The 24,079-nt window shown below is 45.3% G+C and carries 18 protein-coding genes; 4 read left to right on the top strand and 14 right to left on the bottom strand.

From position 1 onward, the window contains the following. Nucleotides 1-283: 283 nt before the first annotated feature. On the bottom strand, nt 284-5,077 hold the full coding sequence (locus AMJAP_RS06480) for an NAD-glutamate dehydrogenase (RefSeq protein WP_019621434.1): 4,794 nt from the start codon (nt 5,075-5,077) through the stop codon (nt 284-286). Nucleotides 5,078-5,362: 285 nt separating this feature from the next. Here AMJAP_RS06480 and AMJAP_RS06475 point away from each other — a divergent pair, with 285 nt between their 5' ends. Both AMJAP_RS06475 and AMJAP_RS06470 read left to right on the top strand, forming a co-directional pair. Further along, nucleotides 5,363-5,824: an Lrp/AsnC family transcriptional regulator gene (locus tag AMJAP_RS06475; protein WP_019621433.1), complete on the top strand. Its 462-nt coding sequence runs from the start codon at nt 5,363-5,365 to the stop codon at nt 5,822-5,824. Between the two features lie 15 nt (nt 5,825-5,839). Further along, complete coding sequence (locus tag AMJAP_RS06470; protein ID WP_019621432.1) at nt 5,840-6,724, top strand: DMT family transporter; 885 nt, start codon at nt 5,840-5,842, stop codon at nt 6,722-6,724. Between the two features lie 68 nt (nt 6,725-6,792). Here the strand turns inward: AMJAP_RS06470 and AMJAP_RS06465 are convergent, their stop codons facing one another. The 10 genes from AMJAP_RS06465 to lhpI form a co-directional block, all read right to left on the bottom strand. After that, on the bottom strand, nt 6,793-7,029 hold the full coding sequence (locus AMJAP_RS06465; protein WP_019621431.1) for a hypothetical protein: 237 nt from the start codon (nt 7,027-7,029) through the stop codon (nt 6,793-6,795). Between the two features lie 105 nt (nt 7,030-7,134). Continuing rightward, nucleotides 7,135-7,596: a flavodoxin family protein gene (locus tag AMJAP_RS06460; protein ID WP_019621430.1), complete on the bottom strand. Its 462-nt coding sequence runs from the start codon at nt 7,594-7,596 to the stop codon at nt 7,135-7,137. A gap of 116 nt (nt 7,597-7,712) precedes the next feature. Further along, entirely contained in the window at nt 7,713-8,915 is a 1,203-nt protein-coding gene (locus tag AMJAP_RS06455; protein ID WP_019621429.1) for a hypothetical protein, read from the bottom strand. Nucleotide 8,916: 1 nt separating this feature from the next. Then, complete coding sequence (locus AMJAP_RS06450; RefSeq protein ID WP_019621428.1) at nt 8,917-9,708, bottom strand: outer membrane lipoprotein-sorting protein; 792 nt, start codon at nt 9,706-9,708, stop codon at nt 8,917-8,919. Then, nucleotides 9,695-12,025: an efflux RND transporter permease subunit gene (locus AMJAP_RS06445; RefSeq protein WP_019621427.1), complete on the bottom strand. Its 2,331-nt coding sequence runs from the start codon at nt 12,023-12,025 to the stop codon at nt 9,695-9,697. Before AMJAP_RS06445 ends, AMJAP_RS06450 begins: the two co-directional genes overlap by 14 nt. A gap of 90 nt (nt 12,026-12,115) precedes the next feature. Beyond that, nucleotides 12,116-12,868: a TetR/AcrR family transcriptional regulator gene (locus AMJAP_RS06440; RefSeq protein WP_019621426.1), complete on the bottom strand. Its 753-nt coding sequence runs from the start codon at nt 12,866-12,868 to the stop codon at nt 12,116-12,118. A 500-nt stretch (nt 12,869-13,368) separates the two neighbouring features. After that, a complete protein-coding gene (locus AMJAP_RS06435) occupies nt 13,369-14,331 on the bottom strand; it encodes a CHAT domain-containing protein (protein ID WP_201356420.1) in 963 nt (320 codons plus the stop codon). 16 nt (nt 14,332-14,347) lie between these two features. Beyond that, nucleotides 14,348-14,710, bottom strand: coding sequence for a hypothetical protein (locus tag AMJAP_RS06430; RefSeq protein WP_201356419.1), 363 nt, complete (start codon nt 14,708-14,710; stop codon nt 14,348-14,350). A gap of 479 nt (nt 14,711-15,189) precedes the next feature. After that, nucleotides 15,190-16,491, bottom strand: coding sequence for an NAD(P)/FAD-dependent oxidoreductase (locus AMJAP_RS06425; protein WP_019621424.1), 1,302 nt, complete (start codon nt 16,489-16,491; stop codon nt 15,190-15,192). Between the two features lie 33 nt (nt 16,492-16,524). Continuing rightward, a complete protein-coding gene (gene lhpI / locus AMJAP_RS06420) occupies nt 16,525-17,484 on the bottom strand; it encodes a bifunctional Delta(1)-pyrroline-2-carboxylate/Delta(1)-piperideine-2-carboxylate reductase (protein ID WP_019621423.1) in 960 nt (319 codons plus the stop codon). A 156-nt stretch (nt 17,485-17,640) separates the two neighbouring features. Between lhpI and AMJAP_RS06415 the strand changes: the two genes are divergently transcribed. After that, on the top strand, nt 17,641-18,447 hold the full coding sequence (locus AMJAP_RS06415; RefSeq protein ID WP_019621422.1) for an AraC family transcriptional regulator: 807 nt from the start codon (nt 17,641-17,643) through the stop codon (nt 18,445-18,447). Between the two features lie 12 nt (nt 18,448-18,459). Here AMJAP_RS06415 and AMJAP_RS06410 read toward each other — a convergent pair whose 3' ends face one another. Then, nucleotides 18,460-19,305, bottom strand: coding sequence for an Nmad3 family putative nucleotide modification protein (locus AMJAP_RS06410; RefSeq protein ID WP_019621421.1), 846 nt, complete (start codon nt 19,303-19,305; stop codon nt 18,460-18,462). A gap of 7 nt (nt 19,306-19,312) precedes the next feature. Continuing rightward, entirely contained in the window at nt 19,313-19,981 is a 669-nt protein-coding gene (locus tag AMJAP_RS06405) for a cupin domain-containing protein (protein WP_019621420.1), read from the bottom strand. A gap of 224 nt (nt 19,982-20,205) precedes the next feature. Between AMJAP_RS06405 and AMJAP_RS06400 the strand changes: the two genes are divergently transcribed. After that, entirely contained in the window at nt 20,206-21,822 is a 1,617-nt protein-coding gene (locus AMJAP_RS06400) for an HD domain-containing phosphohydrolase (RefSeq protein ID WP_019621419.1), read from the top strand. A 37-nt stretch (nt 21,823-21,859) separates the two neighbouring features. On the opposite strand, the gene AMJAP_RS06395 is transcribed toward AMJAP_RS06400, so the two are convergent. Beyond that, nucleotides 21,860-24,055, bottom strand: coding sequence for a CHASE2 domain-containing protein (locus AMJAP_RS06395; protein ID WP_019621418.1), 2,196 nt, complete (start codon nt 24,053-24,055; stop codon nt 21,860-21,862). Between the last annotated feature and the right edge of the window lie 24 nt (nt 24,056-24,079).

Here is a 24,079-nt window from a genome sequence, read left to right as displayed (position 1 = left end):
GTCAGACATTTCATTCACAACAACCAAAGCATATTCAGGGCCAGATGAAGCCATTAGCTTACAGAACAACCAAAAGGCCTTTTTCCTGTTTACGTAAAATAAAAAGACTATTTAATCGTTTTTGAGCCAAGAACATGGAGAATTTAAAATAATTTCTTCTAATAACGAGACGAATGCCAATACATTAAAAAAAACGATTCAGAGGGTTACTCTGAATCGTTTTTCATACCCTTAGCTAAAGCAGGTTAAACACAGCTACATTAGCCACTAGGAAGCAATTCCCTTAGCTCAGTTCCAGCAGAACACTGAGAGCGACAGAAAAAATAGCGCAATCGATCAGTTTGGTATTTTGTATCTCTCTGAGAGTATCGTGCCAGCGTTCCAGTTGAACAGATTTATTCTGTTGCCAATGCTCTAAGCGCTGCTCGACACTACTTTCCGGTTCTCCGGATTGTAATACCTTAAGCGTCAGCGCCCGATGCTGGTTATCCAGTTCGATCCGATAACTATTTTTAGCCAGTGCCTGCCAATGATTAACACTACTGAATTGTCGGATTTGAAAGTCCAGCCAGATTAAATTAAGACTAGTGCCAACACCAAAGTAGGTTTTAGCAACCTGCTCAACATCTTCATCGGTATCACGTGCAACATCAATTACATCCAACAACCAATAAATATTTTCACTGGCGGCACAGAAGGCTGACAACTGACCAGGCACCCCGGCATCGGTATACCGTTCATATTTTTCTATTAGTCGATCTGCTGGAATAACCTTGTGAATAGATGCATCTGATGCCACAACCTGATCAATCGCCGGTTTATAAATCTCCAGACAATGCTGAATATCCAGCCCCTCACGGTGGTGACGCAAGAGCCATTGAGTACCGCGCGCCAGAAGTTGCACCAAGTCTTTCATCATCGCGACCTGCAATTCAGCCGACACCTGATTATCTAAAGATTCGATTTGTTGCCATTGATTTTCAATATCGAAAACTTCACGAGCGACCATATAAGCAGCAGCAATCTGGGCATAACTCACACCAATAGCAGCACTAAGGCTGTGCACAAACGTGATTCCCATGCGATTAACAAGATCATTAGCGATCTGAGTCGCTGTAATCTCGCGACGTAGCCGGTGGTTATGTAACGCTTCAGGAAACTGTTCAAGCAAACGAGCAGGAAAAGCGGTTTCCATCTCTTTGGAAAAGCCTTTATCTTCAGTCAGCCACGAATTAATCAACGCCTGTTTAAGCTCAATTCGGGCATAGCAGATCAATACTGAGAGTTCCGGCCGGGTTAGCCCCTGCCCCTGTTCCTTACGACGATCAAGCTCTTTCAGAGTCGGAAGAAATTCCAGTTCGGGATTCAGTTTACCCTCTCGCTCCAAACTATGAATCAACCGCAGGTAATCATCCAGCGACGTCTGAGCATGGCTTTCAGCTATATTGAGCGCCTGAGCCTGACGGTAGTTGTTTTTCAACACTAACTCTGCTACATCATCGGTCATCTCACGTAACAGCTGATTACGCTGTTTCATGGTCATATCGCCCTGATTGACCAGTTCATTTAGCAGTATTTTAATGTTGACCTCGTGGTCGGAACAGTCCACACCACCAGCATTATCAATAAAGTCCGTATTCGATGCTCCGCCTTTCAACGCAAATTCAATACGACCTAACTGGGTAAAACCAAGGTTACCGCCTTCACCTAACACCTTACAATTCAGCTCGTGGCCATTGACTCGCAAGTTGTCATTGGCTTTGTCGCCTACCTCCGCATGGGTTTCCTGAGTCGCTTTCACGTAGGTACCGATACCGCCATTCCAGAGCATGTCGACAGGCGCTTTTAGTAACGCATTGATCAGATCAGTCGGGGCAAGACGGTCCGCGGTAATAGCAAACCGATCTTTCATCTCAGGCGAGATATCGATCCACTTGGCTGAACGCGCAAAGAGCCCTCCCCCTTTACTGATTAATTTAGCATTGTAATCAGTCCAGCTTGAACGGGGTAACTCAAACAAGCGTTTACGCTCTATAAAGGAACTGGCAATCTCAGGATTAGGGTCGATAAATATGTGCATGTGATTAAAGGCCGCCACCAGACTGATGGTTTCAGATAACAACATACCGTTTCCGAATACATCGCCGGCCATATCCCCAATACCAATAACCGTGAACGCCTCCTGCTGGGTATTTAAACCTCTTTCACGAAAATGGAGTTTAACTGATTCCCAGGCCCCACGGGCCGTGATCCCCATTCCTTTGTGGTCATAACCCTGACTTCCCCCAGAAGCAAATGCATCGCCCAGCCAGAAACCATACTCTTCAGAGATAGAATTTGCGATATCAGAGAACGTCGCCGTACCCTTATCAGCAGCAACTACCAGATAGGTATCATCCTCATCGTGGCGAACCACAGACTCTGGGTGAACCACGTCACCCGCCACCAGATTATCGGTTATATCTAATAATCCACGGATATAGGTCTTATAACATTCAATGCCTTCCGCCTGAATCACTTCTCTATCCGATGTTTCGGGCATCCGCTTACAGATAAAGCAACCTTTAGCACCCATCGGTACTATTACCGAGTTTTTAACCTGCTGTGCTTTAACCAGGCCAAGTACCTCGGTGCGGTAATCCTCCATTCGATCTGACCAGCGCAGGCCTCCCCGCGCAACTTTACCGACACGCAGATGGACCCCTTCAATACGGGGAGAATAAACAAAGACTTCAAATTTCGGTTTAGGCTCAGGAATCTCAGGTATCGACTGCGAGTCAATTTTGAAAGAGAAGTAGGCTTTGTCCTGACCCTCATTTTTTTGATAGAAGTTAGTCCGTAGGGTGGCTTTTATTACCACCATAAAGCGCCGAAGAATCTTGTCATCATCCAGACTACTAACACCTTCAAGCGCAGCAAGAATACTCTCTTCGATTTTCTGCTCATGCTCTGAATCCAGCATATCTGGCTGAAACCTGCTTCTGAACAACGCCACCAGCTGTTGTGTAACTGCAACATTACGCACTAACACATCAGCCATAAAGGGTTGAGAGAAACCGAATCTAAGCTGCTTAATATAACGCGCATAAGCCCGTAGCATCGCAACGTTACGCCAGTTCAGCCCTCCGGCAATAACTAGTCGGTTAAATTCATCACTATCCGCCTGCCCATCCCAAACCTTTGCAAAAGCTTCCTGCAGAATACTTTTTACCTGGTCGAGTTCAACCACCGCTAACTGCCCATAGCTGACGCGAAAATCACTAATCCAATACTGTTTCTCATCCCGATCGGTTACCACATAAGGGTGTTCGCTCATTACCTTCAGGCCGAGATTTTCTAGTAGCGGAATAACTTCAGACAGCACCAACGGGCGTTCAACGCTGAATAACTTAAATTTAAGAATACCCGCTGATTCCTCAAACGAGCGGTAAAAACTCATTGCTATCGAATCATCTGATTTCAGATAGGAGATATGCTGCAGATCATAGACCGCATTACCGGTAGAAAAGTTTTCTTTGTAGGCAGCTGTAAAGGCGCCGCTGAAACGATTTACAAAGCGACTGCCCTTCTCTTCTCCATAAGCATCAATCAAGCTGACATTCAGGTCATCATCCCAGGAACGCGAAACATCCAGTATACGTGCTTCAATGGTGGCAATATCAACTTCAGCCTGCTGGTCGGGATCGCTATAAATAACAAAGTGTGTCCGAGATAAGATCGATTCTGAAATTTGAGAGTTCGCTTCATAATCCCGACCGTGAAGCCCTTTATAGAGCAAATGAAGCACTGTATTTCGTAGCTTTGTGGTATAGAGATCACGTGGAATGTAATACAGACAGGAATAAAAACGCTTACTGGAGTCCTGACGAACAAACAGGCAGGCACGACGCCTTTCCTGCATATTGAAAATACCAAAACTGGTACGTTTCAGGTCGGAAGTTTCGGCCAGGATCAACTCTTCTCGCGGCATATCAGTGATAATCTGAACCAGTGCTTTATGACTGTGTCCGCCTGGCTCGAAGCCACACTCAGACAGTATCCCTATCAGTTTTTGCCGTACCACTGGAATCCGTAAGGGATTCGTCAGAAATACCGACGAAGTATAAAGTCCAAAGAAGCGACATTCACCAATCACGCTCCCTGATTCGTCAAACCGCTTTATAATAATCAGATCCCGATATACAGATCGATGCACTGTTGAACGTTGTACGTCTTTACTGAACATCGCCAGTTTTTCAGCCAACACAAATTGTTGTTCCAACTGACTCAATTCCGCATGCGCCGACATCTGTCGCTGAGTACCCAACTGCGTTCCGGCCACTACATCGGTAAAGACTTTGCCTTCATTCTGGCTGACAACAACTTCTTCATAGCCCTGGAAAATAAAATTATCATCCAACAACCAGTCGAGTAATTTACGAGTTTCCTTAATCTCCGGGCTATTTGCATCCCGCTCTCGCAGTTCCTCTTTCACTTCCAGCGCTTTTTCTTTAATCGGGACGAAATCATCAACCACTGCTTTCACATCAGCCAAAACACTCAGCAAACTGTTTCTCAACTCCTCCAACAACTGAGGGTCGGAGTGACGCTCGATCTCCAGGTAGATCATCGACTCCATCTGAGAGTTTTCATCCCGCTCTTTAGCAGGTTTAATTTTTTTCAACTTATGGGCTTTGGTACGTTCACAGGCCAGTACACAGTTATTAACACTGAGAATAGCCAGTCCCCGACGGTTTAATTCCATTCTTATGGAATCAACCAGAAAAGGTACATCGACGTTATGAATCTGAATGACAGTATGATTCGAATGCCAGCCGTGCTGTTCGTAATCAGGGTTAAACACCCGAACATCCGGAGCAGGTGCCTGGAAATCCTGCATTAATTGCCAGTAGGACAGCGCAGTAGAATAAATATATTCCAGCGAGCGGCCCTGCAACTCCTCAGGTGCTGCAACACTCAAAAATTGCTGGGTGAAAATCTGCATTGACGAATGCAGGCTTTTACTCACCTGAGCACAGAGTTTTTCGCTGAGCAGATCGATAATCTGCAATTTGGACAGACCGACTAAATCATGCATGTTGTATAGACTCCAGATAGCACTTGCTATTCCCGGCAGGTACCGGCTTGTTATTATTCCCTTATCAATGCCCATTCAATGAAGCAGAACACTGAAATTTAGCACTAATCCCCATATTTTCTATCCAATAGTACTCAGGATAGGCCTAAAAACCGGGAAAGATAAGTTAATAACCAAGTATAGGAAAAGTCTAGAAGTCTTTTTCACTGTATTTTTACTTTTTATAGCCGTATCCTTTCCATAACAACAAATAAAAGCAACGAACAACCAGAACAGTGAAATCATATGGATAATTTGGACAAACTCGACATGGCCATTCTGCGTGAGTTGCAGAAAAATGCCCGTATCACAGTGACAGAACTTGCTTCCCGGGTAGGCCTGTCAAAAACACCTTGTCAGATTCGTATGAAGCGGCTTGAAGAACAGGGTTATATTCTGGGCTATATCGCCCTGGTCGATCAGAAGAAACTCGGTACCAAACATGTTGCCTTTGTTCAGGTATCCCTGAACGATACCAAAACCCGAGCATTACAGGCATTTAATGATGCGGTTCGAGAGATCCCTGAAATAGAACAGTGCCATATGATTGCCGCCAACTTTGATTACCTGTTAAAGGTACGCACTACCGGTATGGAATCCTATCGGGAAGTCCTGGGTGAAAAGATTTCATCACTCCCCCACGTCACTCAGACCAGTACTTTTGTGGTTATGGAGGATGTAAAGGACATCGAGTCTCAGCTACTCTGATGATGGACAATAGATTTGAACCGTAAGCCTCTGTTTCTGGCCTTCGCCGTCGTCCTGATGTGGTCGACGGTTGCCACCGCTTTCAAGCTAACGCTTTCTCTGATCAGCCCGTTACAGATGCTGTGGATCGCAGTTACCACCAGTTTCGTAATTCTTTTTATTGCCACTCTGTTACAAAAAAAACAATCACTGGCCCGTCAATATCTACGTGATTCACCGGGTTATTTTCTCCTGCTGGCACTGCTTAACCCCACCCTTTACTACCTGATTTTATTTGCCGCTTACGACCTGCTTCCAGCTCAACAGGCTCAGGCGTTGAACTACACCTGGGCGGTGGTACTCAGCATCATGGCAGTGCCTTTCCTCGGTCAGCAGTTCACCCTAAAAAACCTGGTGAGCATAGTACTGGCTTACAGCGGCGTGGTTGTTATTGCCACTCAGGGTCAGTTTCTCGCACTTGACTTCAAAAACCCTCTGGGCGTGATATTAGGCCTGAGCAGCTCGGTTTTCTTTGCCGCTTACTGGATCTTAAATACCCGCAGACCAAGAGACGCTGTCGTCTCTTTGATGCTCTGCTTTGGCCTGAGTTTACCTATTCTCAGTGTACTGATGTTATGGCAGAACGCTTTTATCCTGGTCCCCTGGCAGGCAGTCGCCGGGGGTATTTATATCGGCACCTTCGAAATGGGATTTGCCTTCCTCTTATGGATGCAAGCGATGCGAATGAGCGACAATACCGCTCAACTAAGTAATTTAGTGTATCTATCTCCCCCGATATCACTGCTATTACTGGCAACTATCGCAGATGAGCCAGTAATGCTTTCAACCATTGCAGGGTTAGTTCTGATTATCAGCGGTGTCCTGTTTCAACAAATTCGTCAACGACCCAAATTAAGTTAAGAGTGCCCTTAAAAAACGTATAAAAAAACCGCTCATAGGAGCGGTTTTTTTGTGCATTAAATTAAAAACTATGCCTCAACACGAGATTCCATGAATCGGGCATGATCTGCAGCAACCCGACAGCCATATACGCCCACTTCACCTTTCCAGCGCATCCAGGTTACGAAGTTTCCGACAGCTTCTAGCAACTTACTAAAAGTAGATTTTGACTCTTCGGTATGCGACTCGCAATAACCCATAGCCTGCAATTCGCCAGCTATACGACGGTCATCGCACTCAACTCCAGTAAACACCATATTCTTCATTTGCAGGCCCTTTGGCGGATCAAATTTTAGACGTTAGTATAATAACAAGTTATACGCTACACAATGCAGTCAACCCTTTTCTACTAGCCTAAATAGGGGATCAGATCAATAAACTCCCATTTCCAGTCCCGCTGCCATTGTTGTTCCCAGAGTTTCACATTGTTTCAGGAACTCGCTATCCCACTCCCCCTTACACACCAACGGAGGTTGAATCCAGCTCCATCGCAGACCGGTACAAATTGTTTCTACTGCCCGGCAAGTACCAGTACCATCATGCCCCGCCCGCACATAAAGGGCACAAGGCAACCCCTGCTTTAACTCCAGACAAGGATAGTAACAGCGGTCAAAGAAATCTTTTAAGGCGCCGCTCATATACCCCAGGTTTTCGGTTGTCCCCAGGATAATTCCGTCACAGCCGAGAAGGTCTTCCGGAGTCGCTTCAAGAGGCGGAAGCCAACGGCAAGCAATCCCCTCAATATCAGGGTGATTAACACCATTTACGACAGCTTCAGCCATTAAACGGGTATTTTCAGAAGGCGCATGGGCAACGATCAATAGCTGTTTCATAAATAACTCCTGAAGCGTTCGGTCTGTTCACTATAGTCTGGTATTAAGCCAATCAACGCCTTAATACAAAAAAAGAAAAACCGCCATATCGGCGGTTTAGCAGTCAATATTATCTATCAGAAATAGTAATCCGCTGTCAGCTGTACCATGTCGTCCTGCTCAATATTGACGATAGGATCCTGACTGTCTCCCGCATCAAAGAAACGAGCATCTAAACTGACTTTCCAATTATCACCAAACCGGCTACTGGCTTCAGCAAAAAAACTATGGCTTTGATAATCAACATCATAGCCGACACCGGCTAAAAATTCTGTACTGGCTTCATCATTCAAGGTTACACGGCTACCGATGAACAGATCATTCTGAAAATTTGCATCAGCGTTTTTGCCCCGCTCATCCCAGCCATACTCGGCCAGAACACCCAAATCCACTGTACTTTCAGCGATCCCGTAGAAGGTATATTCAACCCCTGCTTGCAGCGCAGTATATTGTTCAGCGGATGTATCACGCCATAACAACTCAAGCTTCCACAACCAGCTATCAATGGTCGCCTGACCATCAAAACCGACCTGATTCATCTGCTCATAAACAGGTATAAGAACCGGCATCGCGTTTTTCATACCTACCTCAAAACGAGGATCACGGTTTGTGCCATTAAACCAATACAGGCCGACATCAAAAAGATCAAAGCTCTGACTCCAGCGTATCGCTGTATCTATATGCTGATCTCCATCTCCCGACTCATAACGGGCATTATCAGTATCAACCACTAAGCCGCTGCGAAGGCGACCGTCAGTACCTGCAAAGGTTCGCTCCCTGAATCCCGGCAGGACAAACAGATCAACAATACCCCAGTCTTTCACCAGAGACAGGTTAATCATCGGCTGACCTAACTTATCTTCACCATCACTGTCTTCAATACCGTCTGTCTGATTGATCACATCAACCAGGTGATTAAACTCGGTGACTCCCCAGAACACGCTGCGCAAGCCGGTCCGTAGTTCCCAGTCATCAGCCACATGAATCCAGCTTAACTCACGAATATCGCCATGCGTACGCTCATCATCATGCTGATCTATACGATAGAATGGCGTAAACGTGACGATATCATCGCCACCATTCAGCTCCCAAAACAGCTCAGGTTCAATCGATAATGAAGTACTGGTCTGATAATCCTGACCAGTAAATTTCCCCTCATCAATGTAGCCTCGAAACTCTCCGGAAAGTTTGCCGGTCATTTCAAAGAAGACATCTTCAGCCTGAACACTGCCACTTAACAGCAAGGCAGTGAGCCCTGCAGACAATAGCTGTTTATTCATATTATCGAGCCCGTTTCAGGGTATTCTTGTTAAAATCAGCATCATTAAGACCTGACTGGAACTGGTAACCCGTCCACTTAAGATCGGTACTTTTCCCGTTCTGATGGTTAGTCATCTGTTGCAGGTCTGCACGCCAGTATTTGCCAAGATACTGCTGATATCCCTGAAAGGTCAGCGTCTTCAACAAACTATTCTTACGATCATAGAACTCTACTTTCCAGATGCGGTACTCATCATGGTCCAGCCAGACAACCCGACGGGTGTAACCAGAATTCTTATCAACCGGATACTGCTCTACCACGTAGCACTCTCCCGCTTCGCAAGCCTCATCCTGTATATATTTATAGCTATATTTTTCAATTTCAAAAGATGACAAATCTTCGAAAGCAAACTCAGATCCCATAAACGGACCCGATTTATTCCGGGATGCTATCCGTTTAACCCGCTTTAATGCTGGCAGATAGAGCCACTGATCATCAGCCCCAACCGGGTGCGAGAAACTTAGAAACGCGGTGCCTTTAACATCTCTTGGCTTATCAAAAACAGACAAGCTTTTATCACCATCATTCTCTTGCTCCAGTGATTTGAGTCGAATCTCACGAACGCTCTCTTCACCCTGTTTATTACGCAGAACCATTAGCATGTCGGCCTGCATATCGCCCCAGCCAAGATCACGCTGTTTAGCTTCCTGAGATATCTCCAGCCCACGCTCTTCCGGTGTTTGCGCCATCAGCGGCGTACTAACCGCTATAATTGCCGCCAGAAATATATTAATAGAATTACTTAACTTCATTAGATTCTCCTTGCTCAACGGCAATCTTTGTCTCTTTTTTACTGCCATCCAGCTTCATTAACAATGGCGGCAGAAACAGGAAATCAACAATCAATGCGATCAAAATTGTCACGGCGGTGAGAAAGCCCATGTCCGCATTGATTTTAAAACTTGATTGCGCCAGCACCATAAAGCCAGCTACCAGCACAAATGTAGTGATCCACAACGCCCGCCCAACACTGCCAAAGGCATATTGTACGGCTGCAACACTGTCGGCATTTCTTTCTCGACGAGCATGCAGGTATTTACTTAGAAAGTGCACTGTATCATCTACGACAATACCCAATGTCATACCTGCTACAACAGACAGTCCCAAACCTACCTGACCATCAATCAGATACCACATGCCAAATCCCATGGCAGCTGGTGCCAGGTTAGGAATTAAACTGATGAGACCAAAGCGTACCGAGCGTAACGCAAACCCCAGTAACACTGAGATCAACACCAGTGCCATCGCAATACCGGACAGCATACTGATAATGTTACGTTGACTGATATGAGCAAACATCAGATTAGGACCGGTCACCTGAGCTTCCAGCCCTGGCGCATTGTCGACAAACCAATCCTGAATCCGTGTTTCAAGTAACACCAGTTCATTACTGGTCATGTTTTTAAAGGTACCGACGAGCCGGGTCGATGATTTGTCCACATTCAGCTGATTATTCAGGTCCAACCCGTAAGGCAACGACATCTCATATAGCAGCAGATACTGCGCGGACAATTCACGATCCTTCGGCAGGCGATAATACTCGGCATCATCAGCATGCATGTTCTTATTCAACCGCATCAGGGTGTCAGTGATTGTATTGACATGATCGGTCTCAGGTTGCACCCGTAGCCATTCGGTAAACTTTCCCAGCGTAGCAAGATAAGCTGGATCATTTATTCCACTGGATTCACCGCTATTAACCGAGATTTCCAACTGCGTCATACCCGATAAATTATCCTGCATAAAATCAGTCGCCTGACGGAATGGCACTGAAGTATCAAAATACTTTACGAAATCATCATTCAGCTTATTTTGCGGCAAGAAGGCGATCAGGCAGATCATTATCACGCTCATTAACGGCAGCAGCAGCTTACGCTTACCGGTGACAAATCCCGCCAGCGAACGCATATAGTCACTGTCTTCTTCAGTACGTACCTTAACCTTGATAGGCAGCACCATCAGCAACGCCGGGAACAGCGTTACCGACAATATGAACGCCAGCATTACACCAACGGCCACGATATTTCCCAGGTCACGAAAGGGGGGTGAATCCGAGAAATTCATACTCAGGAAACCGATCGCCGTCGTCACGCTGGTTAGCATAATCGGCTGAAAGTTAATCCGCAGACTATCCATCAGTGCCTTTTTCTTCTCCACACCCTGACGCATTTCGAAGAACATGGTGCTTAATATATGAATACAGTCAGCTACTGCGAGTGTCAGAATCATAGTCGGCGCACCGGCAGAAGGCCCGGTGAGATACAATCCACCCCAACCCGCCAGCCCCATCGCACCAGCAATACTGGCAGCAATGATAACAACGGTAGAAATAGTACCGGTAAATGTGCGTAACAGTATCAACATTAACACGATGACCACGCCGAACATGGCAGGAACAAGGGTTGCATTATCATTCAATGATGCTTCGGCGAAACTGTTATTCATCATTACGATGCCTGACAGTTTGATCTCCAGTCCAGGATTTTCAGCCATATATTTCTGCTGAATCTCACGTACTTTTTCAACCACTTCGGGTACTTCAGCAACCGGGTTCACCCCCGGTAGCTGTACAGTCACATTTACAACCGTGACATGCCCCTGTGCTGAAATCAGTTTACTGAGCATCAAAGGCTCACTCAAAGCGATCGTTTTAATACTCTGTAGCTTTTCCGGCGTCAGTTCGGCATCTTCCATCACCAGATCTTCAACGATCATATCGTCTTCTTCAGCCCAGGTGTGCTGGAAGTTAGTGACTGAGTCGACGCGGGTTGAATAAGGGATTTGCCAGGCATCTGTAGTGATCTGGCTAACCGCGCTCAAGGTTTCTTCTGTAAAGACATTACCGTCAGCTGGCGCGATAATAAAAGCGACATTATCACTCTTGTTATAGATATTCTGCATCGACTCATAGGCGATCAATTGCGGATTATCCGCACTGAAAAACACCCTGTAGTCACTTTTAAATACCAGATTTTTAGCACCGGCTGCAGCAGCCATAACTAGCACTATCGCAGTCAACAACACCCAAACTGGATGTTTGAGGACGAAAGTAAATAATTTATCCTTCATATCCTTGCCTATACTGACGAATCGTCATTAATGTGTTTTAAAAAACGACGCAAGCGCCGCAGTTCTTTTACTCTTTTGCTACCGTTCAAATCAACACTGGAGCGCCTGTTCCTGAGCGGCTAATAACGCTATCTCTGGTGCAAAAACTTCGCATCGAAGTCGCTCCAGCGTTTGCGTGTAATCAAACTCAGAAAATAAAGGTTGCCATTGCAGACCATCCAACATTAGATTCACATTGGCTAGCAGCGCCTGCTCACTCTGCATCTGTGCACGAATACCACACTGCTCAAAATCCTTGCTCAGTAATGCAATCGTGCCAAATGCCGATGACCAATTAGCAAACGCAATTTGCTCAGGCGCCAGATTGTTAGGATTGTTACACTCCCCTTCCGTTAGCGCCTGACAGATAATATTGATAATGCCGGTAGTCAGACTCGCCTCAAGCTGCAGATGCATCTCACGATTACGCGTTGATGCCTTTTCTGTTACCCCGGGTGATTTCGCCGAGATCACCAGCATAAACATCATTGGGTATAAACGGGAATAGAGCAGATAAGCAAAATGAATTGCGATAATTCGCTCTCGCGTTGTACCTTCAAATTTTCCAGCACGCGTAAAGAGCGCCCCAAGAAGACCCATTCCCCTATTACACAACCCCAGCATCAAATCTTCTTTACAGGTAAAGTGGTTGTATATCGTACCTTTAGAAAAAGACACCTGTTTTACCAGCTTATCCATTGTCAGCCCTTCTACACCTTGCTGTTTAATCAGCAACATAGCGGCATCAAGCAATACGTTCTCTCGCTCTACCAGGGTGCTTTGATCAATCTGACGTGGACTCATTCGGGGCTATCTACCTATAATGACGAATCGTCATTATAGGTCTGTTTTTGTACAATGCAATACTGTTCAAAGTAATTTACATAAGATTGTATTGTTTCAAATTGAGTTTGAGATTTCATCTCATGTTAACGCGAAACCTGAAATCCCATATGCCGTAAGGTCTGTAGACAGTTGTAGTGAAACAAATAAATTGGCAGTTTCAATTTTACATCGAGATCACTTGCATTTCTGTCTATACAGAGCTGAACTCATGTAAGTCATGCTGGTTTAATTTAGGCTTATTAGTAAGAAATTATAATGTTCACTATATGGCGTAAGTCCACTGCTCTTAACTGACTGACCGTAATAACGAGATAAAACCAAGTGCTAGCAAGGTCAGTCCACGTCAAAGTACTAGATGTATACGAAAAGCTGGTCGATTCAGCGCCCACATTTAGAATCGTGGTTATCAACTTAACGCTGAATCCTTTCTAACCTAAGTCGTATAAATGACTATATTCTCAATTAGAGGATATGAAACCCTTACCATTTATAACAACAAATGGTGCCCAATATGCAGGGGAGGGGTAAAGCTCCTTAATTTTATTCATTGATAACCGTAAAGATTGGGCAGCATCAAAACCATTCCCAATAAACTTATTCATAAACTCCAGCATCAATTCAGCAGTGACTGAATCATCTACATTCCACAAACTAACAACAACTTGCTTGGCGCCAGCTATTTTAAACGCTCTGGCTAAGCCTACTATTCCAGCATCCTCCGTACCACCTAGACCGGTTTGACAAGCACTCAACACAACCAGTTCTGCGTCTAAATTCATATTCTGAATTTCTCTTGCCGTTAAGCGAGCCTGTCTCTTATTAGTGCCAGATACTGCTAAAAAGCTCTCATCGAGAGGATTAATTGCACTGGCGACGCCATGGGTTGCAAAATAAATAATCTTTGCCGTTTCAATTCTTGAAATAATATTATCTTTTGTCGCCTCAGCGCCTACGAGAAGGGTTGAGTTAAACATCTCGGAAATCAATCTCGCTTCTTTTTCTGCCCCTGGTAACTGTGGTAATACCCAATCAGGATCATCACTAAATTTCGGGTTACCTATAACAAGCGCTTCAATATCATCTGAACCATACATGGGTACAGATAGGTTTGTATCATACAAACTTGGCAATACTGTCACTGAAGTAATGTCTGAAAGTATTCTTTTTGAATGAGGAAGCTCTAGTGAGCTGAATGGGACACTTCCAATGCTTAAGGAAGGAACAATCATTATACTGCTTGAGGTTTCCAATAAGACTTCAATATCCCCAGGGAAAAGCACCTGGCTAATCTTTGCTCTACTCACGCTCTGATAGTCACTACCATCTTTTATTCGCTTTATTCCTCTAGGCTTAGGCGCTCTTTCTATTTGGCCCCATAAACTACCTATTCCATTTCTATATCCATCAATTAATTTCTTCAAGTTCTCTTCTGAGATTTCAACTTTTTTCCCAAGCGAAGGAACCGTCTCCCGTAATAGCCCAGATTTTTAAAATACTATCCGCATGATGATAAAATAATAGAGTCCCATCCCATCCTGCCAACCTATCTATCACTACTTCAAGGTTCAGGATGAGATTACGTTCATCTGCACCAAGCGCCAGACCTCGAGAATTTATTAAAACCTCGTATTCGCCACGATGCATAGACGCTGCATCATTAAAGCCTTTAACAGAATCATTAAATTCATCTGCGAATGCTGAAATACCGCAATAGTATTGTGCCAATAATACAAAAACGGCTAAACGTATACCCAGCTTCATATTTTCCTCTATATACTTGTAAATCATTACAAATGTCATTGCACCTAAGCTCTGATTCGCCTGGCTTTTAATATATGATCACTGGTTATTAATTGAACTGATCAGGCTTTACCGGCATTTTCCGACTATTCTTCTGTTATTCTGCGTCGGTCGTAGAAAGTAGTTTTACTGATATACCCTACATCAAGATCCTTTCCCTCCTGACCGCAGTGAAACTCTAACGTTAGAATTAAACTCTTTGAACCTCTTTCGTAAATATACTGCTCAGTATGCTCGCTACTGTATGTAAGGGAAACAAGATAGAATTTTTTATATTCTTTTTAACTACACTAGACTGGATAATTAGTAACTGAACTCTCAACATTTGATGAAAGCTCCCTCCTTGATTTACAGATACCAAAGATCTCACTATGCATATTGCATCATCAACTTTGATGAAAAAAGCTGGATTAAAGCCTGATCTCACATCCAACTGAACTGCTCAACAATCTATCGGGTAAAACTATCTGAGCGACCATCTAAAATCGATCGACACGATAAGGTGACAGGTCAATTTTCGAGGTATCTTCTTGCATCAATTGAATAATAAGTTCAGCCGTCAAGGCTGCCTGAGTTAAACCTAAGTGTTGATTTCCAAAGGCAAACAGCAACTGCGGGTGTAAGGGGTGTTGATCGATAACAGGTAATGAATCCGGCAGGGTTGGTCGATGCCCCATCCACTCTGTCACACTCAAAGATGGGTCTTCCAGTTCAGGTAACAGTTTAGAACTATTGTGACGCAAAATATTAAAACAGTGTTTGAACGGCCCTAGTTTCAGCCCCCCTAACTGAGTAATACCCACAACTCTTAACCCGCTATCCAGTGGCCCCATAACAAACTTACGCTCTGCCGAACCGATTGAGTGTTGTAACATTGAACCAGCCTCAGGAAGCGTCAGATGATAGCCCCGCTCTGCCTCGAGGGGCACATGTACTCCAACACCCTCTAACAGTTTTTTACTCCAGGCACCGGCACAAACAATCGTCTTCTTAAATGTGTAAAGTTGTTCGATTTCAGCATCTAACTCATCAGCAGCGGTCTTAAGAGAAACCTGATCGGCACTAGGTGTAATTTGTTTTACTTCCTGTTGGACAAAGGCACCTCCACGCGCCATAAAAACATTAAAAAGTAATCTACATAATTCATAGGGTTCTCTAACCCGACAGGCTTCAGGAAAAAAAAGCGCATGACTGACTGTTTCTTTCAGCGCGGGTTCCAGTTCAACCAATCGTCTTCCCTGAACCAGTTCAGTTGCTATCCCATTTTCACTTAACCAGTCTTGATGTTTAAGTGCGTCAGCCAGTTTTGAAGATGACTCCCAAACCAACAAATAGCCCGAGTTAACAATCTGCTCACTGGCATCAATATCATCCAGACAGCGCTGCCATGCATCTATAGAATTTTTGTTTAATTGAATCAATCCGTGACGGCTACTTGCAAGGGATTTTGGTCTGGCTGCTTTTATAAATTTGACCAGCCATGGGGCTATCTTAATTAAATACTGTAACGGCAGCGATAGAGGGCCATTTGGGTTTAACCAAAGCATTAGTGCGGAGCGTAACGTTTGCGGATTGGATAGAGGCTCTATCAATTCCGTCGCCAGAAAACCGGCATTACCGAAAGAAGCACCCAGACCCGGTTCATCTCGATCAAACAGAGTTACCCGGCAACCCTTTCGCTGTGCTTCAAGGGCGGTACAAAGCCCAATGATACCCGAGCCAATGACCGCCAATGAAACTGGAGTTTCGTTACGCTTTTGACCTAACTCAGTATGCGGCATTCAAATATCCTAAGCTCTTGAGTCTCAGACAACTTACGCAGGAAGCGACTGCTGATAAGCCAACACTGCAGCAGCTAAATCCTCTCTGGAATCGCCTACTGATTTAAACAAAGTGATCGCGTTTTCCGGATCGCTCAGATCCGCTCTGCCTTTATGTTCACCACGACACAGCTCAGTAAACTCGGCAATAATTATATCTTTAGTGATAGCCCCTTCACTGATAGGAATAATCAGATCTCCGGTTTCACTTAACGCTCCTGCTCGTACATCCACAAAAACATCACACCGTTGCATAGCTCGGTTATCTGTTTCACGCATGCCTGGAGTAAAGCTACCAACCAGATCAAGATGGGCACCGGGCTTTAACCAGTCACCTTTGATCAAAGGCGAAGTCGACATTGTGGCACAGCTGACTATATCCGCACTGCGAGCCGCTGTTTCCAACTGATTCAACGGGCATAGCTCAGCATCTATTCCATCGATTTTAAGATCCTTCACTAATTCAGCCGCAGCCAGCTCATTTCGGTTCCAAACCCGCACTGTCTTAATCGGCCGCACGCTCATATGCGCAGGCACCAGATAGCGACTCATTCGCCCAGCACCCACCATCAATAACTCTGATGCCTCAGCTTTAGAAAGGTAACGGGAGGCCATGGCCGAAGCAGCAGCCGTTCGCAAGGCGGTTAACTCATTAGCATCGAGCTGGGCCAGAGGCTGACCTGTCTTTCCGGAAGACAATATATAGTTACTATTCAGCCCGGGAAGCCCACGGCTGTTATTGCCGGGGAAAACGTTGACCAGTTTAACACCCAGATACTCTCCTTCCAGCCAAGCTGGCATCAACAATAAAGTCGCATCAGGATCGTTAGGAACGTTGATGCTATGATGATGGCGAACCGGCGCACAAACCTCTTTAGTAAAAATAGCATTCAGCGCTTCGATCAGTCGATCCCAGGGCAGCGCCTCACGGACCTGAATAGCATTCAGTTGCATAACAGTTTCTCTTATAATCCGATTTTAAGTAATGTTAGCTGGCAAAGACGCTTAACGGTTGACTGAAGCTATTAAATTTTTGACTCAGACTATTAAGTTTGCTGTTTTAAGCCAGTCAGCCCAGAAAAGAAAAAACTAATGACAGACCGATAACCCATGAAAGAAAGCCAGGCACGCCTTAATCTTATCGCCCATCAGAGCGGCGAACACTTGCACGATTTCGCGCAAATCCTGATTGGGCTGAACGGTAAAATGGAATGCGAGTTCGAAAAGGACAGCGGTCAAATTTCTTCAGGGACATTGGCTATCGTTCCCGACAGTCAGAAGCATCTGTTCTGCGGCTTAAGTGATGACAGTGAACTGTTAGTTATTGATCTCGCCCCCTTCGACCCCTATATTCAGGCGCTGGAGCACAGCTGTAACCTTTCATTTAAAGATTCAATATTAAAAAACCCCGAATTCATTACACTCTCTCCTGAACTATTACCCATGCTGGACTTTGCTGCCAATCAACTTGCAAAAGGTGATCAGCGGATCAATCAGCAAAGCCGATACCAGATTAACTGCCAACTGATCACGCTATTCATCACCCAGCTATGCCAACAGTATTCAGCCACTGCAATTACAGAAGGTAAAAATTTAAGGCTCAGCAGAAACGTACTCAATCACTACATCGATCAGCACCTTTCTAACCCGCCTAACAACCACGACTTAGCTAACGCACTTAATCTCAGTGAAAGCCACTTTTACTCTCTATGTCAGAAAGAGCTGCACCAGACACCCCAGCAGTACATCATGTCGCGACGACTAAACAGGGCGCGTTTTCTACTTCAAAACAGTGATATCTCTCCCAGCATGCTAGCAGATGAACTCGGATTCTCAGACGTTTCAAGCTTCTCACGGGCATTTAAGCGGTATTTTCACATCACCCCCGGTCACGCACGAAAAATGAAAGGCGAGTAAGCCTTTAGACGGCTATACCATCGTTATAAGCTCACGAATCCAGTCACCGCTTTCCGGATACTGATCCGCCAACAGTACAAACTCCTGCCCACGGGCTACCGCACTCAGCAAGCAATGAGACTTATTCTGCTGCCATCGCCCCGCTTTAGCGTGATAACTCAGTGGTTGACGATCGCCCGGGAAAAACCATTTAGGAAGTTGCCACTGACTAGGCTTCTCTGAACCTGTTTGAGTCAATTGCAGCCGAGGATCAAACCGATCAAAAATTCCGCTGCCTGGCACTTTGTCTATGCCCGGTAGTGAAAGATAATCACGCGCAACATACAATGTATTACCTTTATCAGCTTCGCCGTGCAGATGAGGGTGATAATTCAGCCATGAATAGGCATCATTATCCAGACTATCAACCGGCAGAATCTCATCGATCTGCAGCCATCCCCAAATGATATGACGGGGTTTACTGCCTGGCACAAAGCGCCATCGACGATTGTGTATTTCGGCATCTCGAAACAACCCAAAAAACAGAAAGATATCATCAGGCTCTATTCCCTGCTTGTGCAGATGCCCCTGAGCTGAGCCAGTTTGTCCCAATAAAGGCCGCCAGCCCAACAGCCTCGGAAGGTGTCCAATACTGAGATCAGGATCAAGGTGTGCACCGCTGCTCCCTATAATTTTCTTCCGGGTAAGTTGTGAGACCAGCCGGCCGGCATTCACGTCAACTAGTTTCAGATCCCGATAACGGATCTTTGATCTTGAATCAGGTATGGGAAGAGACACCATACGTCCGTCGGGTAAGATAGGGCTTGGGCATCCGCCCGAAGAGGAATCAAACCCTTTTCGACTGAGGATAATACGCATAGGAGACCTACAGATGATTCATCTTGATCCAGACAACAGTATCTGAACCTAATTGATAACAATCTTCCTGAGAGTCGTTGTGGAGTTTTTTGTTCAGAGCAGGACGCCGCAACCAGCTCCCTGCACTAAAGCGATGCCCGTTTTCTAGTAATTCACCACTAATTACATAAATTTCAAGGCCTTTTAGCGCCTCATCGAGATCAACTTTTAACTCAGCGCCAGAACGCATCATAAATACCTGCTCATCCTTATGATGATGCAAACCCAGATATTCCAGAGAGTCGTTCACCCGGTGCCATTTTGCATTATTGGTCTGAATGGCCAGATGAGCTGAATCATCGGCCTGAAACTGATGTAATTTCACCAGAATCGTACAACCTTCCTTACTAAAAGGAGCATGACTAAAGCCTTCAGGATTACGAAAATAAGTACCTGCCTGATAATCTCCGGTCTGATCAGAAAAAACGCCTTCCAATACCAGAATTTCCTCTCCTTTAGGGTGGCCGTGTGATGAAAATGAGGCGCCTGGCTCATAACAAACAATACTGGTCGCATGACCCTGCTCAGCCTCTTCTCTTGCCAACGGTTTACGCACGACACCAGGCATTGGACTGGCAACCCACTTAAGGCTGTGGGTATCAATGGATACCGATTGAGTAAAATTCATATTCAGCATAGAAACTCCAGCAGGCTTTCTTCAACGTTCGGTATTAAACACATGCCTGATTATTGTCTTTCTAGCACACAAAATCCTCACTGCGAGACTCGCTACGGAAAATAACAAGCATAAGCACTATATTTACCCTATTTGGTGACTTCTGCATCCGGTTGAACTTGACTATGCCCCCCTCCAGCGTCACATTGGATATCAATTCTGAACAATTATCTGGTTAGTAGACAATGCACCATCTGAATACGCATGAAATTATTAATCAACTCGCCGAACTAACCAGCGCACTGACGACCGAAAAAAACCATATTCTATTACTGGATAGAATTATCCTTGGCTGTATGCAACTCACCAATGCCGATGGCGGGACCTTGTATACTGTCGAAGAGGGCGACCCAAATAGATTACATTTCACAATTCTTCATAACCGCTCTCTTGGAATCCATCGTAAACCAAAAGATTTACCTACTGTAGAAGTATTTAACGCTCAGAATCAGGTTTCCAATTTAGTGGTTGCGCAAGCTTTCGCACTACAGGAAACAATCAACATTCCTGATGCTTATTGTTCTGATAAATATGATTTTTCCGGTACCCGTAAATTTGATATTCAACTGAGCTATCGCTCAAAATCATTTCTTTGTGTGCCCTTACAGGACCATGAAGGTGAAATTATTGGTGTCCTGCAGTTAATCAACGCGATGGACACAGATAATAACGTTATTGCATTCCCCAAAGACCAACAGCATCTGGTTGAGTCATTGGCCTCTCTCGCTGCCACTGTATTGACTAAGCGACGCCTGATCGATGCTCAGAAAGAGCTATTTGAATCTTTTATAAAGCTTATGGGCCGGGCTATTGACCATAAATCACCGGTAACAGGAAAGCATTGTGAGCAGGTGCCCGAAATCGCAATGCTCCTTGCCAATGCAGTAAACAGTAGCCTGGACACTCGGTTTCTGGATACTCAGTTCAACGAACAAGAGATGTATGAGTTACGTATATCAGCCTGGCTGCATGACTGTGGTAAAATAACGTCCCCTGAGTACATTATCGACAAAGCAACCAAACTACATACGATGTTTGATCGTATCGAGTTGGTTGTATCACGCTTTCGCGAATACAAACTTCAACGACAACTCAATCATCTGCGACATGCTCAGTCACTAACCGGCCATGATCTTGCCCAAGCGGAAACACGACTACAAGAAGCCTGCCTTCAAATCGACATGGATATCGCTTTCCTTCGCCAGTGCAATAGCGGAACGGAATTTATGGCCGATGCCGATGTTCAAAGGATAATGCAGATATCTGAAACAGCCTGGACCGATGATGAAGGTAACCTTCGCCAACTGCTCACAGAGGATGAGACAGAAAATCTCTGTATCCGCAAAGGAACACTGTTACAGAATGAGATCCAGGTGATGCGCGACCATATCAAAGTGACTATCGATATGCTGGAGTCACTTCCCTACCCTAAATACCTGTCTCAAGTACCTGAAATAGCCTGCAACCATCATGAAAGTTTAAATGGTAGTGGTTACCCTAGAGGCTTAAAAGGCGATCAGATTTCATTGCGCGCCCGAATCATGTGCATTGCTGATATTTTCGAAGCACTCACTTCACCTGACAGGCCCTATAAAAAAGGAATGCTGTTATCGGAAGCGATGACTATTATCGGTCGTATGGTTCAAGAACAGCACCTGGATGCTGACCTATTCAGCGTGTTTGTAAACAGCGGTGCTTATCTGGAATATGCTCACAGCCATATGGCCCCTCGCCAGATAGATACAGTAGACCTGACAAAGCTTCCTGGATTAAAGAAACGCAAACCTCCTTATCTTGAATAACCAGCCGACAGTATTACCTGATTAATATTGATCAGTATTACTTATCCTGATGGCTATATACCGGAATCCACTCAGGACCAGGGTCTACTGCCAGATATTCTTTAATCCGCTGAATATATAACTCAGCTGTTCTGTCATTTGGAAACCCCGTTAACCACAATTTAAATATCACCAGGGCTTCCTGCCACTGACGCTGGCGATACAAGTTCACGGCCTCATTAAAACGTTCTACCTGCTCGGTCAGCTCGGTACCATCGGTTTCAGTCACTAACATCGGCTGGAACAGCTCAACAGCTTCATGACGCCCTTTAACGGTTACCCGATCAATCTGCCGATACAGGTAACCCGGCAACCGGGCATGCATATCGCCACTCACCAGTAATGGACACCCATAGTATTTTGTTAGCCCTTCGAGTCGGGAAGCCAGATTAACCGCGTCACCCATCACCGTATACGCCATTCGAAACTCTGATCCCATATTTCCGACACTCATCGTGCCAGAATGAACACCTATACCAATCTGAATCTCAGGTAATCCTTCTTCTACCAGACGTTTGTTCAATCCAGGGAGTTGTTGCAACATCTGCAGAGCAGAATCCAGTCCATGTAATGAATGCTTGTCATCACTTAACGGAGCCCCCCAGAATGCCATCACTGCATCACCTATATATTTATCTACCGTTCCTCGTTGTTGGTGAATGATACGGGTCATATCGGTCAGATAGACATTCATCAGGCGTGTAAGCTGCTGCGGTGTTAGCTGTTCTGATATTTGAGTAAACCCTCTGACATCGGAAAACAGAATCGTCATATCTCTGTTTTCACCACTCAGCTGAACGCCCTCGTCCTGACGGCCCAACTCCAGTACTACTTCCGGGGGGATATACTGACCAAACTGCCCCGCAAGCTGCTGAATATTCCGCGCTTCAAAGAAATATCCGGTTGTTTGCTGAAACAGATAGAGCAGTAGCACTAACAGCAAGCTATAACCTAACGGGATTACCCAGAACAAGCTCTGCCACGCGTATAAATTAAAACCTATTAAACACGCAGTCCAACCCAATGTAATCAGCGTAGAAAAAGCGACTGAGCTACGTGGAATTAAAATGGATAACAGCAAGCCACTGATGATCAATTGAACAAGTTCGACTCCCCGGGTGTAATCCGGCTCACTGAATATTCTCTCATCCAACATCCCTGAAAGAATATTGGCATGTACTTCCACCCCTGGATAACGACTGCTCATTGGGGTAACCCTCAGATCCAGCAACCCTGCCGCGCTGGTTCCAATCAGCACAATCGCTCCTTCTAACAACGCTGCATCTACCCGGCCTGTAATAACATCGGTCGCTGAAACGTATGGAAAGCTGCCCTGACTACCGCGGTAAGGTACCAGCACAGCCCCTGACTGATCTACAGGGATTGATTGACCTGCAGCACTGAGCGACACCAATGCCTGGTGTTCCCCCGTCATATCAGACTCAAATTCAGGTATCACCTGCTGCTCTTCAAATAAAGCTAACCACATCGCTAACGCCAACGAGGGATAATATTCACTTTGATATCGTTGCAGCAAAGGAACCCTTCGGTAAACACCGTCGCTATCTACCATCGGATTGTCAAAAAAACCACTGCGCAGCTGCTGACTTTGCAAAGCATCGACACTGGCAATAACCCCGTTCGCTTCAGGAATGGGCTGTAGATCAAGTATCGGGGCTGCTGTTATAACGGCTTTACCCGGATCACCCACCAGTAACTCAGAGTCACTTCGATCAAACAGATAACCCAATACCACGGGCCTGTCACGAATCGCATCAGCTAAGCGTTGATCGGGATCGAGCTGTTGCAAAACAGAAAGCAAATCCGGAAACTTATTTGAATTTAAGAGTAAATCTTTTATCTGGAGCAGATCGACACTACTATCGGCCTCTGAAAACACCATATCAAAGCCAGCGATTGCAATACCATAACGATCAAACAACTGATCTAACAGAAGTGCCAGTTTTGCCCTGTTCCAGGGCCAGCGCCCTTGTTCAGCCAGGCTTTTCTCGTCTACATCAACAATAACAATTCGAGGGTCCTGATCTTGCTTGAGAAACCGTATTAAGCGCATATCATAGAGGTCATACTCAAAACGCTGCAGCAAGGCCGGCCGGCTATCCTGAATAACAGGAATCAACATCATCACCGTCAGTAGTAACCCCAGTAATGTACGAATTCTTCGTTGTTTCATATGTTGCTCCGGCAACAGCGGTCT

The sequence above is a fragment of the Amphritea japonica ATCC BAA-1530 genome, assembly GCF_016592435.1.
GTDB classification, from domain to species: domain Bacteria; phylum Pseudomonadota; class Gammaproteobacteria; order Pseudomonadales; family Balneatricaceae; genus Amphritea; species Amphritea japonica.
Note: the sequence above shows the minus strand (reverse complement) of the source record. Positions and strands in the feature narration are given on the sequence as shown.